Origin of the sequence: Sulfitobacter sp. UBA1132 (assembly GCF_002311545.1) — a bacterium.
Taxonomy (GTDB): domain Bacteria; phylum Pseudomonadota; class Alphaproteobacteria; order Rhodobacterales; family Rhodobacteraceae; genus Sulfitobacter; species Sulfitobacter pontiacus.
In genome coordinates, this window is sequence record NZ_DCAN01000008.1 from 1 (window position 1) to 14,759 (window position 14,759).

The 14,759-nt window shown below is 60.9% G+C and carries 10 protein-coding genes and 1 pseudogene; 10 read left to right on the forward strand and 1 reads right to left on the reverse strand.

Annotation, left to right across the window (positions count from 1 at the left end):
- The 9 genes and pseudogenes from B4F27_RS06085 to urtE form a co-directional block, all read left to right on the forward strand.
- A pseudogene (locus B4F27_RS06085) lies at positions 1-194 on the forward strand (hypothetical protein); the annotation flags it as partial.
- Between the two features lie 195 nt (positions 195-389).
- On the forward strand, positions 390-1,460 hold the full coding sequence (locus B4F27_RS06090; RefSeq protein WP_286759148.1) for a malate/lactate/ureidoglycolate dehydrogenase: 1,071 nt from the start codon (positions 390-392) through the stop codon (positions 1,458-1,460).
- 165 nt (positions 1,461-1,625) lie between these two features.
- Positions 1,626-2,762 (forward strand): TAXI family TRAP transporter solute-binding subunit, encoded by a 1,137-nt coding sequence (locus B4F27_RS06095; RefSeq protein ID WP_286759149.1) that lies wholly within the window; start codon positions 1,626-1,628, stop codon positions 2,760-2,762.
- Positions 2,763-2,856: 94 nt separating this feature from the next.
- Entirely contained in the window at positions 2,857-4,851 is a 1,995-nt protein-coding gene (locus tag B4F27_RS06100) for a TRAP transporter permease (protein WP_286759150.1), read from the forward strand.
- 339 nt (positions 4,852-5,190) lie between these two features.
- On the forward strand, positions 5,191-6,483 hold the full coding sequence (gene urtA / locus B4F27_RS06105; RefSeq protein ID WP_005851848.1) for an urea ABC transporter substrate-binding protein: 1,293 nt from the start codon (positions 5,191-5,193) through the stop codon (positions 6,481-6,483).
- 75 nt (positions 6,484-6,558) lie between these two features.
- The gene (gene urtB, locus B4F27_RS06110; protein ID WP_286759151.1) at positions 6,559-8,493 is read left to right on the forward strand and encodes an urea ABC transporter permease subunit UrtB; all 1,935 of its coding nucleotides are present in this window, start codon (positions 6,559-6,561) and stop codon (positions 8,491-8,493) included.
- 3 nt (positions 8,494-8,496) lie between these two features.
- The gene (urtC, locus tag B4F27_RS06115; protein WP_286759152.1) at positions 8,497-9,663 is read left to right on the forward strand and encodes an urea ABC transporter permease subunit UrtC; all 1,167 of its coding nucleotides are present in this window, start codon (positions 8,497-8,499) and stop codon (positions 9,661-9,663) included.
- Entirely contained in the window at positions 9,660-10,412 is a 753-nt protein-coding gene (gene urtD / locus B4F27_RS06120; protein WP_037943507.1) for an urea ABC transporter ATP-binding protein UrtD, read from the forward strand. Before urtC ends, urtD begins: the two co-directional genes overlap by 4 nt.
- Positions 10,405-11,100, forward strand: coding sequence for an urea ABC transporter ATP-binding subunit UrtE (gene urtE / locus B4F27_RS06125; RefSeq protein WP_286759153.1), 696 nt, complete (start codon positions 10,405-10,407; stop codon positions 11,098-11,100). Before urtD ends, urtE begins: the two co-directional genes overlap by 8 nt.
- Here the strand turns inward: urtE and B4F27_RS06130 are convergent.
- Positions 11,097-13,493, reverse strand: coding sequence for a PAS domain-containing sensor histidine kinase (locus B4F27_RS06130; protein WP_286759154.1), 2,397 nt, complete (start codon positions 13,491-13,493; stop codon positions 11,097-11,099). The genes urtE and B4F27_RS06130 overlap by 4 nt on opposite strands.
- Positions 13,494-13,775: 282 nt before the next feature.
- Here B4F27_RS06130 and B4F27_RS06135 point away from each other — a divergent pair, with 282 nt between their 5' ends.
- Entirely contained in the window at positions 13,776-14,747 is a 972-nt protein-coding gene (locus B4F27_RS06135; RefSeq protein WP_286759155.1) for a mechanosensitive ion channel family protein, read from the forward strand.
- Positions 14,748-14,759: the final 12 nt, after the last annotated feature.

The following is a 14,759-nucleotide window of genomic DNA, read 5'->3' on the forward strand; positions in this document are numbered from 1 at the left end:
GCGACGACCGGTTGAATCCGCCCAATACACCAGCAAGGACTGGGCGGCGTTTCTGCGGGCCCACAATATCGAACACTCGATGAGCAGGCGCGGGAATTGCCATGACAATGCGCGCGTCCATTGTCCTCGGACCAATGGCGGACAAAGACTTGCCTGAGAGCTTCTTCAACCTGCTTAAACGGGAGCGCGTCCGGGAAACCCAAGCTGCCCCTGGGCACCATTTAAATTCCCCCCTTGAAAACTTTCCCGCCGTAGACGCCGGCGTTGGCTCCTTCCGCTTCCGATGACCCTCCGGCTTGCAGTTTCCGCTTCTTGGCGCGAGGCTGCGATCGTGGGCGTTCGCTTTGGGAGAGGCGGCGTGGACAGCATATTTGGGGGAGGACAGACCGATGGCGGTTGATGCGGGGCGGTTGACGGATTTTGCGACGGCTATTTTGGCGCATGCAGGGAAGGATGCAGGGCGGGCGGCGAAGGTTGCGGCGCGGTTGGTGGGGGCTAATCTGGCGGGGCATGACAGTCACGGGGTGGGGATGATACCCGCCTATGTGGACGGTATTCTTGCAGGGCAGTTGGACGCTGCGGCCGATATCGAGCTGGTGCAGGACAAGGGGCCGTTCCTCTTGGTCGATGGCAACCGTGGCTTTGGCCATATCGTGGCAGAGCAGGCGATGACGCTGGCGATTGATCGTGCGCAGGCCCACCATTTCGCGATGCTGTCCTTGCGCAACAGCTTCCACCTTGGGCGGTTGGGCGACTGGGGCATTATGGCGGCAGAGGCGGGGTTTATCTGCATCCTTTACGCGAATGTTCAGTCCGCGCGCCCCCTCGTGGCACCCTTCGGCGGCAGTGATGCGCGGTTTGTCACGAATCCTTACTGCACGGCGATACCGGCGACCGAAAAGCATCCGATGTTTGTGCTGGATATGGCGACCAGTACCATCGCCATGGGCAAGGCGCGTGTCGCTCAGCTTAGCGGCAAGCCTGCGCCCGAAGGAGCGTTGATTGATGCGCAGGGCAATGCCACGCGCGATCCGTCGGTGGTATTTGACGGTGCTGGCGGGGCGTTGACGGCCTTCGGGCAGCATAAAGGGTTCGGGCTCGCCTTGCTGGGGGATATCTTGGGTGGATCGTTCAGCGGGGGCGGGGCCTATGCGCCCGAGCGCGAGGTGCCCGACCGGATCGTGAACAACATGATGGCGATCTTGATCGATCCGAATGTCTTTGGTCTTGCGCAAAGCTTTGGTGTGGATGTGGACAGCTATACAGATTGGGTCAAGGCATCCCCGGCAGCGCCCGGCACGGCGGGGGTGCAATTCCCCGGCGACCCCGAAAGGCGCAGCACGGCAGAGCGATCGGCCAAGGGTATTCCGCTGGATCCAGGCACATTGGCGCAACTGTCGGAGGCGGCGCGCAAGGCGGGTGTTCCCGCGTCAGAACATCTCTGCTCTACCTCTGATTGACGTCACCCTGCGCAATCGCGCCTCTCGCGGTCTTTTGTTGACTCAAGGAAAGGCGGGCTCTTATCCTCTTCCAAAGGGCGGAACCACGTTTCACAAGAAAACGGGCCGCTAACCCTGCCGCAGACGCGAATGTTTAGCGCCGCAGGAATTTCTGGGAGGAAAGATATGAACGTATTGAAGACGACGGTCGTGGCATTTGGGTTCACGGCTTCCATGGGGGTCGCGCAGGATCTGGACCTGCCGCGTCAACTGAGCTGGACAGCCTATGACACCGGGTCGGCGGGCTATAATCAGGCCGTGGCAATCGGTGCTGCGTTGCAAGATGCCGCGGGGGTGAACCTGCGCGTGCTGCCGGGCAAGAACGACGTGTCGCGCACAGAACCATTGCGACAGGGGCGGGTTGAATTCTCGGCCACGGGTGTGGGCGGTAGTTTTATGGCGCAGGAAGGTGTGTTTGATTTCGGGGCCGAAAACTGGGGCCCGCAGCCGATCCGCGTGCTGCTGGCGAACAACGGCGGCGCGATCAACCTTGCGGTCGGTGTCGCGGGCGATTTGGGGATCGAGACCTATGCCGACCTCAAGGGGAAGCGCGTGTCCTATATCGTGGGTGCCCCTGCGTTGAACGTGAACACCGAAGCCTATCTGGCCTATGGCGGCTTGACCTGGGACGATGTGGAGCGGGTTGATTTCGGGGGGTTCGGGGCCAGCTGGACCGGCCTGATCGAAGGGCAGGTCGATGCGGCTTTCGCGTCGACCAATTCGGGCAAGGCATATGAGGCCGAAGCGGGGCCGCGCGGGCTGTTCTGGCCGCCGATTGATCCCGACGACACCGAGGGTTTCGCCCGCATGCAGGAAATTGCCCCCTTCTTCACGCTGAACAAAGCCAAGGTCGGGGCCACCATCGACGGGACCGACGGCTATCAGGGCGCGGGCTATGCCTATCCGGTGCTGACCTCGATTGCGGCCACGGACGAAGCGCTGGTCTATAATATGACCAAGGCGATGGTAGAGCTGTTCCCGAAATATGACGGCAATTCCCCCGGCATCGGTGGCTGGGCGCTGGACAAGCAGAACATGGAATGGGTGGTGCCCTACCACGAAGGGGCGATCCGCTATTTCGCAGAAGTGGGCGCTTGGTCCGACACCGCGCAGGCGCATAACGACAAACTTGTGAAACGCCAAGAAGCGCTGGCCGCGGCATGGGAAGCGACGAAAGCGTCCAACCCCTCTGACTGGGAAGCCGCTTGGTCCGAGGCGCGCCGCAAGGCCTTGGCAGACGGCGGGTTCTCTGTCGTTTTCTAAACCTTTCCAAAGTTCGGGGCGGGCTGGTCATGGTGCCGGCCCGTTCCTGCTGTGCCGCTTACCGGCCCGTACCCCCTAATATGAAAGCGTTTTTATGACCGATCCCGATACATCGCGCGCCCCGCAGCCGAAGTTCGAGGAGGTGGCGATTGACGGTGCCACCCCGGCAGAGCGGATCTCGGGGGTGGCACGTTGGGTCGTGGTGATCACGACGCTGCTGTCGCTGGTGCTGGTGGTGAACCAGCTTTTCAACCTTCAGCTTTTCGGGATTGTGCTGATCGACGGGCGGTATCTGTATATCCTCGGGGGGATGTTCATGGCGTTGACGTTCCTTATCTTTCAGGCCCGCGGCGGCAAGGGGGGGGAGCCGACACCGCTGGACTGGGTGCTGTTTGCCGCTTCGGTCGGGACCACGGGCTATCTGGCGCAGACCGCGCAGCAGAACCTGTCGCAGGGGTGGGAATATGCAGCCCCTGAAACGGCGCAATATGTTTCGGTCATATTCTTCTTTCTGATCCTGGAGGCAACGCGACGGGCAGGGGGGCTGGTGCTGTTCCTGATTGTCACGCTCTTTGCGTTCTATCCAACCTTCGCGGGCCACGTGCCGGACCCGTTTTCGGGCTTTCAGAGCACGTTTCTGCAAACGGTACCTTACCATATCTATTCCGCCGAAAGCTCTTTCGGCATTCCGATGAAGGCGTTCGGCGGTGTTGTCATCGGCTTCATCCTGTTCGGCGCGGTGCTGCAACGGACAGGCGGCGGGCAGTTTTTCAACGATCTGGCGCTTGGGCTTGTGGGCGGCTACCGCGGGGGCGCGGCGAAGGTCTCTATCTTTGCCAGCGGCTTTATGGGATCGATGTCCGGCTCTGTCATCTCGAATGTCTTGACCACGGGTGCGGTGTCGATCCCCGCGATGCGCAAGACCGGATTCTCGGCCAAGACCGCCGCCGCGACAGAGGCCTGTGCCTCGACTGGCGGGGTATTGATGCCGCCGATCATGGGGGCGACGGCCTTTGTCATGGCGTCCTTCCTGTCACGCCCCTATGTCGAAATCGCGTTGGCTGCCGCCATTCCGAGCATTCTGTTCTACTGGGGGCTTTTCGCGCAGATCGACGCCTACTCCGCAAAACGCGGGCTGCGTGGTTTGCCCAAGCCTGACCTTCCGCGCCTGCGTCAGGTGATGATCGAAGGCTGGCCCTATATCTTCGTTTTCGCGCTGCTGCTCTATATGATGATCGGGCTGCGGCAGGAATCCTCTGCGCCCTTCTATGCGACGGCGCTGCTGCTGGTGGTGAACCAGTTCCGCGCCAGCCATCGTCTGAACCTGAGCCGCCTTGGCAATATGATCGTCGGTGTCGGCATGGGGCTGTCAGAACTGACCGCGATCCTGCTGGGCGTCGGGCTGATCGTGGGGTCGTTCTCGGCCACGGGGCTGGCGGGCACATTGGTGAACGAGCTGGTGTTTCTGGCTGGCGACAGCACGTTGATCCTGTTGCTGATGGGGGCGATCACCGCCTTTATCTTCGGCATGGGCATGACGGTGACCGCCTGCTATATCTTCCTTGCGGTGGTGCTGGCCCCCGCGCTTGAGGCCGGCGGGCTGAACCAACTGGCAGTGCATCTGTTCATTCTCTACTGGGGCATGGTCAGCTATATCACACCTCCGGTAGCGCTTGGGGCTTTTGCGGCCTCTACCATGGCGGGGTCCAACCCGATTGCCACGGGGTTCGAGGCGATGCGCCTTGGCGGTGTGATCTATATCGCGCCCTTCTTCTTTGTGCTGAATCCTGCGTTGATTGGTCAGGCCCCCGCGTGGGAGGTCGTCGTCGCGCTGAGCTGTGCGATGATCGGGGTGACCCTGATCTCGGCGGCGCTGCAGGGTTACATCAGCCTTGTCGGCCCGATTGAAGGCCGTGGGGCGCTACCGATGCGGGTGGCGCTGTTCTTTGGCGGCGTGCTGATCGCCATGCCGCAGAACGATCTGGCCGGTTTGGGCTACAGCCTGTCCTTTCTCATCGGGGTCGCCCTTTGTGCGCTGCCGATGTTGCGGGCGTGGCAGGCGACCTCCGCCGCGCGCGTTACCCCCTAAGGCGAAGGTGGCGGCGCGCGCTTGTCGCGCGCCTTTCCCCGTAGCCGTGTGTCTGCCGGTTACATTTTAAGCGATCCCGATCTTTGGTGCCAAAAAATGAGGCGCGGCTAGGGGCGTGTCCTGTGACATGCCATTTTTTCTAGCGACTCCGCCACTGCCCTAGGCATCTTGGCCTTGTGCCGACACAGGCAACACCGTCGCACGGCAAGCGATCCTGGCAGATGTAACAAGCCATGCGACGATCACAACAATATGCTGCGCCTCCTGTCTAACGTGCTTGGGGGCCCCGGAAAAGTGCGTTCTGACGCGCGGGGTAGCAGCGCCAACAGGGGATAGAAGATGACAACATTCACCAAACTCGCCGCCTGCGCGACCGCTGCATTGATGGGCTCCACCTCGCTGGTGATGGCGCAGGACTGTGCCGATCCGGTCAAGGTCGGCGTGCTGCACTCGCTGTCGGGGACCATGGCGATTTCCGAGACGACGTTGAAAGACACCATGCTGATGTTGATCGACGCGCAGAACGAAAAGGGTGGCGTCTTGGGCTGCGAGATTGAGGCGGTCGTGGTTGACCCTGCCTCCGACTGGCCCTTGTTCGCAGAGAAAGCGCGCGAGCTGCTGACCGTGAACGAGGTCGACGTGATCTTTGGCAACTGGACCTCTGTGTCGCGCAAATCCGTGCTGCCCGTGATCGAAGAGCTGAACGGCCTGCTGTTCTACCCCGTGCAATACGAGGGCGAGGAATCGTCCAAGAACGTGTTCTACACGGGTGCCGCGCCCAACCAGCAGGCGATCCCTGCGGTTGATTACTTCCTCGAAGAGCTCGGGGTCGAGAAATTCGCCCTGCTCGGGACCGACTATGTCTACCCGCGTACCACCAATAACATTCTGAAATCCTATCTGATGTCCAAGGGCATTGCCGAAGAAGACATCTTTGTGAACTACACCCCGTTTGGCCATTCCGATTGGGCCACGATCGTGGGCGATGTCGTGGCACTGGGTCAGGACGGCAAGCAGGTGGGCGTTGTGTCGACCATCAATGGGGACGCGAACATCGGTTTCTACAAAGAGCTCGCAGCGGCGGATGTGTCGGCGGATGATATCCCCGTCGTTGCCTTCTCGGTGGGCGAGGAAGAGCTGTCGGGGCTCGATACATCGAACCTTGTCGGGCATCTGGCGGCGTGGAACTACTTTATGTCCGCAGACACCCCTGCAAACGCTGAATTCATCGAACAGTGGAAAACATCCATCGGCGACGACAAACGCGTGACCAATGACCCGATGGAGGCGCATTACATCGGCTTCAACATGTGGGTGAATGCGGTTGAACAGGCTGGCACCACCGATGTCGATGCCGTGCGCAGCGCGATGTACGGGCAGACCTTCCCGAACCTGACCGGCGGCACCGCCGAGATGCTGGTGAACCACCACCTGTCCAAACCCGTGCTGATCGGCGAGATCACGGCAGACGGTCAGTTCGACATCATTAGCCAGACCGATCCGGTGCCCGGCGATGCCTGGACAGACTTCCTGCCCGAAAGCGCTGTGCTGACCTCCGATTGGAAAGATCTGGAATGCGGCATGTACAACACCGAAACGGAAACCTGCGTTCAGCTGACCTCTAACTACTGATCCTGAACGCCGGGGCGGGCAGGCTGACTGGCCGCCCCATCACCTTATTTCCCAGACTTACCACAAGGGTTCCCTATGTTCCGCCACCTGTTAATGCTCCTCTGTTGGGTGGGCATCGTGGGAACGGCACAGGCGCAAGATTTGCAGCCCGTGCTTCAAGCTCATGCCGATGAAATTGCCAAACCCTCGCGCAGCTCTGTCTCTGTCGCGCTGGATGATCTGGTTGCCTCCGGTGCGCCGCAGGTCAGCGCGTTTCTTGAACGCTGGCAGGACAAAGGGGTCTGGCAACGCGACGCGGATGGTGTGTTCTTTTTCGGCACCGAGACAGGCGACACGCTGGCCTTGCGCGATATCGACAGCGATGCGGAAAGCACGGCACCGGCAAGCGGGTTTTCGCAGCTGAAACCCAATGGCGGAGTGCGCCGCCTGATCGGCACCGCGCTTGTGCAGTTCCAACTGACCGACCTTGATCTTGCACGCCGTCAAAGTGCGGTCGATTCCATCGCCCGCCGCCCGGAGGCGGACCAACTGGCCCCCCTGCGCGCCTCGATCGAGGCAGAGACAGACGCGGCGCTGAAGGCCCGCAAGATCCAGCTGACCAACTTCCTCTCTGCCAGTTTTGGCGACACAGCCGCCGATCGTATCGCCGCGATCACATCAATGGCCAGCGATACCTCGATCGAGGCGCGGGCGGTGATGAACCAGATTCTATCGACCAAAACAGCGACGCCGTCTGAAACACCCAGCGGCAACGTCGCGCGGGTGCTGACGCCAGGGGAGGATATTTCACCCGATGCGGCCTATGCGCAGCTTGTGGCGGCTGATCTGGCCCCGGCGCGGGTGCCCCCCGCCGCGATCCGCGACGCTTTGGCGGCGAACGTTGTCAACGGGCGTGTGGGTGGTATCCCGACAGCGCGGCTGAATACCGATGCGGCGCGTGCGACGGCCTATGCCGCACTTGCCGCTGCGGGCACCGTACCGCCGCTGGTGACCACGCGGGACCGGCAAGCTGCCATCGCGGGCATGACGTTCTACGAGGTGTATGATGAGCCCGACAGCGCCGTCACAGATGCCGCGCGGGCCGCGCTCGACAGTATCGAGACCCGCGTCGCCGCGGCACAGACGCTGGACCTGACGCTGGACGCGCTGTCGCTCGCGTCGATCTATTTCCTTGCCGCTATCGGCCTTGCCATCACCTTTGGCGTCATGGGGGTCATCAACATGGCCCATGGCGAGTTTATCATGATGGGGGCCTATACCGGCTATGTCGTGCAGCTGTTCGTGCCCGATTACACGCTGTCGATCATCATCGCCCTGCCGCTGGCCTTTGCGGTCACATTCGCCGCCGGTGTGGTGATGGAGCGGTTGGTGATCCGGCACCTCTACCACCGTCCGCTAGAGACGCTGCTGGCGACTTTCGGGATCTCTATCGCTTTGCAGCAACTGGCCAAGAACATCTTTGGCACGCAGGCCCGCCCGCTGACCTCTCCGGCTTGGCTGGACGGGGCTTGGGTGATCTCGGATGTGATCCAGATCAGCTATATCCGCATCGCGATCTTCGTGTTGGCGCTGCTGTTCCTGGGGCTGATCCTGTTTGTGCTCAAACGCACCCGACTGGGGCTAGAGGTGCGCGCCGTGACGCAGAACCCCGGTATGGCGGCCAGCATGGGCATCAACCCCGACCGCATCAACATGATGACCTTTGGCCTTGGCTCGGGCATCGCGGGGATCGCGGGGGTGGCCATCGGGCTTTATGCCAAGGTCACGTCCGAGATGGGGGCCGATTACATCGTGCAATCGTTCATGACCGTGGTCGTGGGCGGCGTCGGGAACGTCTGGGGCACGCTGGCCGGGGCCTCGCTTATCGGGTTCCTGCAAAAGGGGATCGAATGGTTCAACCCGTCCAATACCCTCGCGGCACAGACCTATATGGTGCTGTTCATCATCCTGTTCATTCAATTCCGTCCCAAGGGCATCGTTGCCCAAAAGGGTCGGGCAGCGGCGGATTGATCCATGCGTAAAACATTCCTTTCCGAAAACCCTTCCGTCCTGTGGTTCATCGCGCTGTTGGGGCTGTTTACCCTCGCGGTCGCCATCGGGTCAGAGGCGACAGGCACGGGCCTTATCTCTACCTCTATGGTCAAGACCTTGGGCAAAACGCTGTGCCTGTGTCTGATCGCCATCGCGATGGATGTGGTCTGGGGCTACTGCGGTATCCTGAGCCTCGGGCATTTCGCCTTCTTCGGCATCGGCGGTTATGCCATCGGCATGTGGCTGATGTATGCACGCACCGAAGGCATCGTGTTGTCGAGCCTCGAAGGTCAGGTGATCCCGCCCACACCGCAAGAGGTGCAGGACGCCATCGGTAACCAGATCTTCGGCGTCGTTGGCAGCTCTGACTTTCCGTGGCTCTGGGCCTTTTCCGACAGCCTGTTCCTGCAATTGCTGATGGTGGTGATTGTGCCGGGGCTGCTTGCGCTAATCTTTGGCTGGCTGGCGTTCCGCAGCCGTGTCACGGGCGTTTACCTGTCGATCCTGACGCAGGCGATGACGCTGGCGCTGTCGCTGTGGCTGTTCCAGAACGACAGTGGTCTGCGCGGCAACAACGGGCTTTCCGGTTTGCAGAATATTCCGGGGTACGAAGACACCTCGCAGGCGACCATCAGCCTTGTGTTCTTTATGGGGTCGGCGCTGGCGCTGGCGCTTGGGTATATCCTCTTTGCATGGGTGGTATCGGGCAAAATGGGCAGCGTGGTGCAAGGCATCCGCGATAACGAGGCCCGCGTCCGCTTCCTTGGCTACCGTGTGGAACGCTACAAGCTGTTTATCTTTACCCTGACCGCCGTGATCGCCGGTATCGCCGGGGCGCTTTATTACCCGCAGGCGGGTATCATCAACCCGGCAGAGATCGCGCCGATTGCATCGATCTATCTGGCGGTCTGGGTCGCGATTGGCGGGCGCGGGCGGCTTTACGGCGCGGTGATCGGGGCGGCATTCGTATCCTTGCTGTCCAGCTGGTTCACGGGCGGCGGTGCCCCTGCCATCAATCTGGGGTTCTATACGATCCTATGGACCGACTGGTGGCTGGTACTGCTTGGCGTATCCTTTGTTTGCGTCACCTTGTTCTTCCCCAAGGGGATCGGCGGCCTGTTTGATTATCTGGTGAGGAAACCGTCATGAACGATACCCTGTTAGAAGTCTCCGGCGTGTCGAAATCCTTTGACGGGTTCAAGGCGATCAACAACCTGTCGATCCAGATCGCAGAGCCGGAACTGCGCGCTGTGATCGGGCCGAACGGGGCGGGCAAGACCACCTTTATGGACATCATCACCGGCAAGACGCGCCCCGATAGCGGCCATGTCGTCTGGGGAGAGCGGAATATATCGCTGCTTGGTATGTCAGAGGCGGATATCGCGAACGAAGGGGTGGGGCGCAAGTTTCAGAAACCCACCGTGTTCGAAGCGCAGACCGTGCGGCAGAACCTTGCCATGGCGCTGAAGAACCCGCGTGGGCCGCTGGCCGTCCTGCTGCACCGTAAAACGCCGTCCAACGCCGCGCGGATCGAAGGCATCGCGGCAGAGATCGGCCTGACCGACAGCCTGACCCGCATCGCCGGAGAGTTGAGCCACGGGCAGAAGCAATGGCTTGAAATCGGCATGCTACTGGCGCAGGAGCCGCGTCTGCTGCTGGTCGACGAACCCGCCGCCGGCATGACGGTAGAGGAACGCGAAAAGACCACCGATATCCTGAAACGCGCCGCCAAGACCCGCGCCGTGGTGGTGGTGGAACATGACATGGAATTCGTGCGCAGGCTCGATTGCAAGGTCACGGTGCTGCACGAAGGATCGGTGCTGGCCGAAGGCAGTCTGGACCACGTGACATCCAACCCGAAAGTGATCGAAGTTTATCTGGGGCGTGGCCATGCTTGAAGTTGAGAATCTGGACCTGCACTATGGTCAAAGCCGCATTCTTTACGAGGTGTCCTTTCAGGCTCCCAAGGGGCAGATTACAACCCTGATCGGCAACAACGGGGTGGGCAAGACATCGACGCTCAAGGCGATTGCCGGGCGGCATCCGGCGTCGGCGGGCACGATCACCGTTGACGGGACGCCAGTGCGTTTGACCACAGCCTTTCAGGCGGCGAATGCGGGCATTGCTTATGTGCCGCAGGGGCGCGAGGTTTTCCCGATGATGACGGTTGAAGAGAACCTTGAGACGGGGTTTGCCTGCCTACCCAAGGCCGAGCATCGCATTCCCGATCACATCTACGATCTGTTCCCTGTCTTGCGGGATATGAAGGCGCGGCGCGGGGGGGATCTGTCGGGCGGGCAGCAGCAGCAGCTTGCCATCGCACGGGCGCTGATCACGCGACCGCGGGTCTTGTTGCTGGACGAACCGACTGAAGGCATCCAGCCCAATGTGATCCAGCAGATCGGGGATGCGCTGCGGTTGCTGCGCACCCAAGGCGACATGGCGATTGTATTGGTCGAACAGAATGCCGATTTCGCCTATGCGCTGGGCGACAGCTTTATCGTGGTCGAAGGCGGGCGCAACGGGCCGCGCAAGCTGAAGGCCGATTACACCAAGGACATGTTGATCGCCGATCTGGCGCTTTAGGCCACCATCGCCACGTCGGGGTCTTCGATCGAGGGGCAGGTGAACCAGAATACGGTTTCCTCCCCCGGCACACTGTCGAACCCGATTTCGCCGCCCATGGCCTCTACCAGATGGCGCGAGATATTGAGCCCAAGCCCGGTGCCACCGCGCTGTCGCGTGTTCGATGCTTCGGCCTGCGAGAACGGCTGGAAGATGCGTTCGCGGAACTCCTCTGAGATGCCGTTACCCAGATTGGTGACAGAGATTTTGGTCATGTCGCCCACTGGCGCTGTGGTCACTGTCACGGCGGTTTCGGGGTAGGCGAACTTGCAGGCATTGGACAAGAGGTTGGTCAGCACCTGCATGATCCGGTTCTTGTCGGTCAGCACGTGGTGGTCGGGATCGGGCGTGTCTACGTCGATCTCGACCTTCCATTCGCTGGCATAAGGCTCTACCTGCTCGGCGGCGAGGGTGACGATATCGCCCAGCTTCTCCGGTTTCGGCACAACGGTCATGCTGCCTGCGTTGATCTTTTCCATGTCCAGAATGTCATTTACCAGCGCGACAAGCCGGTCGCAGTTGGCCGTGGCGATCTGCACCAGACGCACCGCGCCGGCATCCGGATCGTCCTGTGTCTGGGCCTCGAGCAGCCCCAACGCCCCCTTGATAGAGGTCAGCGGCGTGCGCAGTTCGTGGCTGACGGTGGCGACAAAGTCGTGCTTCATCTGTTCAAGCTTGTTGCTTTCGGTGATGTCGATCTGGATACCCAGCATCCGCAGGGCGCGCCCGTTCTTCGCCCGCTCTACCACGACCGCATCCGATTTGATCCAGCGCCAGTTGTCCTGACCGACGCGGATGCGAAAGCGGGCCTCGGCGCGGTCGGTCATCCCGTTCAGACAGGCGAGCTCGATCTTCTTGACCACCGCCGCATCGTCGGGATGCACATGCTGCATCTTATCGTAATAGGGGTTCTGACAGGCGGGGTCAGCGGGGTGGTGCATGATGTCGCGCCATGTGTCCGACACCACAGATGTGCCATTTTCCAGATCAATGTCAAAGACCCCGATATGTGCACTGCTGAGCGCGAGGCTCCACCGTTGTTCGGTTTCCGCGATCTTGAGCGTGCGGCGCTCGCTGTCGGTGATATCGCGCAGCATCAAGGTGATACGCGTCTCTGCGTCGGCGGTAAGCCAGGTGTTCTTCTCGACCTCAAGTGTGCGGGGTTCTGTCGTACCTTTGTGGGGCGGCACCACGACTTTCACACCGCCGTCGGCACGGTGGATGTCGACCTCGGGCAGCAGGTCTTGCACGAAGTCGCCCGTCGCGTCCTTGCGGTGCCCGGCAGCGATCAGATGCTGTCGCGCGGCATCGTTCAGATGCAGTATTTCACCCGATTGCCGGACCGAGATAATCGGCAGCATCGCGTTTTCGAGGATCGATCGTTTCTCTTGGTGTTGCGTCTCAAGCTCGCGGGTTTTGTCGGCCACCGTCTGGTTGATTGTCAGATTACGTTTCAGGATCACCGACTGGATGATCAGGATCAGCGCCGTGATGGTCAGCGACAGCGCCAGCACGATCCATTTGGCGTTGTTCGGTTGCGCGGCCTCGAAGGCCGGGGTGCTGGCCCAGTGCAGGGTCATGCGTTGGCCATAGCCCGTATGGTTACCTGAAAATTCAAAGGCCGGGGCGGGGGCATCGCTGGCGACGGTTGGATGGTGCTGGAACGGGGCGCCATTCTCATCATAGAAGGACACATCCAGCGTGATGAGGTCATTTTGCGCGGCGAAGAGATCGCTAAAGATTTCGTCCACATCGACCATCGCAAAGGCGACGCCCAGAAACGCCGCATCAGGATCGCGGGTGCCGTCAGAAGCGGCGGCAGGGCGGAAAATCGGTTTGATCAGCAGGGCATGGCAGTTTTCACCGTGGAGCGCAGGGGTTGTCGAAAGCGTCTTGCCACTTGCATAGGTGGCGAGGGCCGTGGCCAGAAGATCTGCGTTGCTTGAAAACTCTGTCCCGACCATGCCGGCGAAGTTTTCCGTCGGTGTGGCGCGCTGGATCACGAAATCCTTCAGCGTGCCGTCGGTTTCGTCATACACAGGGACGGCAAAGCCGATGGCGTCCAGCACGTAGGAACCGTCTGCAATATGGACCGACGTAGCGTAGGTCTCCATATCCTGCGCCGTCACCTCGTCAGAGGCAGCGACAAAGCCCGCGACACCGTCGAGCGTCCTGCCGTATTCGTCGGCGCGCCGCCCCATTGACGACAGCCCTTGGCTGACCAGCGCGTGAAACCTGTCCTGCGCTTGGACCTGCACAGTATTGCCCGCCACAAAGAAGAACAAAAAGGAAAGCCCGATGCAGACGCAAAGGGTAAACAGTTGGAAGTAGGCTAGCTTGCGCGGAATTGTCATCGTTGCCCTGTCACTCAGTCCTGCACAGAGGGTCGTACGCTCTGCATCTCTCGAATTTCTCTGCCATCGTTAATGGTTTCTGAAACTGGCGGAATTATGGCGCTGTTGCTCATTTCACACAAAGCGCTTGCGGCCTTGGACGTGTTTGCAGCGCATATACCAAGGGTGTTTCGGGAACCCGCCGCTGTTTCGGGTCGTTTGTCTTGGGGATGTGATCAAATAGCCACGTGAGAGCGGGCCTTTTGTGCTCCCGCTAATTCAGTAACGAGTAAGGAAGACCCCATGGAAGAAGTCGACGCCAACCCCGGCCTGATTTTCGATAAACTTGACGGCTGGTTGGACGGCTTTTTCAGATTGCTGCCGAATATCGGCGTCGCGCTGGTTGTGGCCGTGGTGTTCTGGTTTCTGGGAATGGGCATCGGCGCGCTGATCCGCAAATCCGCCGGGCGCCGCGGACGCGAGAATTTGGGCGACGTGGGCGGGGCGCTGATGCGGTGGGCCGTGACGATCATCGGCTTCATGCTGGCGGTGACTATCGTCGCCCCGACGGTCACACCGGGGGATCTGATTGCCGGGTTGGGCGTCAGCTCTGTCGCGATCGGCTTCGCCTTCAAGGATATTTTGCAGAACATGCTTGCAGGTATCCTGATCCTGCTGCGTCAGCCTTTTGAAGTCGGCGATCAGATCGTGTCGGGCGGGCATGAGGGCACGGTCGAAAAGATCGAGACCCGCGCCACGATGATCAAGACCTATGACGGTCGCCGCGTGGTGATCCCGAATTCGGACATCTATACAGACAGCGTGGTGGTTAATACCGCCTTTGACACGCGCCGGTCGGAATATGACATTGGCATTGGCTGCAGCGACGACTGGGACGCCGCGCGCAAGGTGATGCAGGATGCCTGTGCCAGCGTTGAGGGTGTAGAGGCCGACCCAGCCCCCGAAACGATACCGGTCGAACTGGGCGATTCCGCCAACATCGTCCGCTTGCGGTGGTGGACGAAGTCGGACCGTGCGTCGCAGATCCATACCTTCGGGGCGGTGCTGCAGGCGGTCTATAAAGCGCTGGATGAAAAAGGGATCGATATGCCCTATCCAACGCAGGTGCATCTGTTCCACGACCAGACCGAAGCGACCGACGGCGACCGCCGCGCGCAGCGCGAGGGGTGGCCCGCAGGCGAGGGCGACGTGCCGAAATCGCGCGCTCAGCAACGCGACGAGAAAGAAGAGAAAGCGCGTCGATCCGACGCCTGATCAATCCAGAGA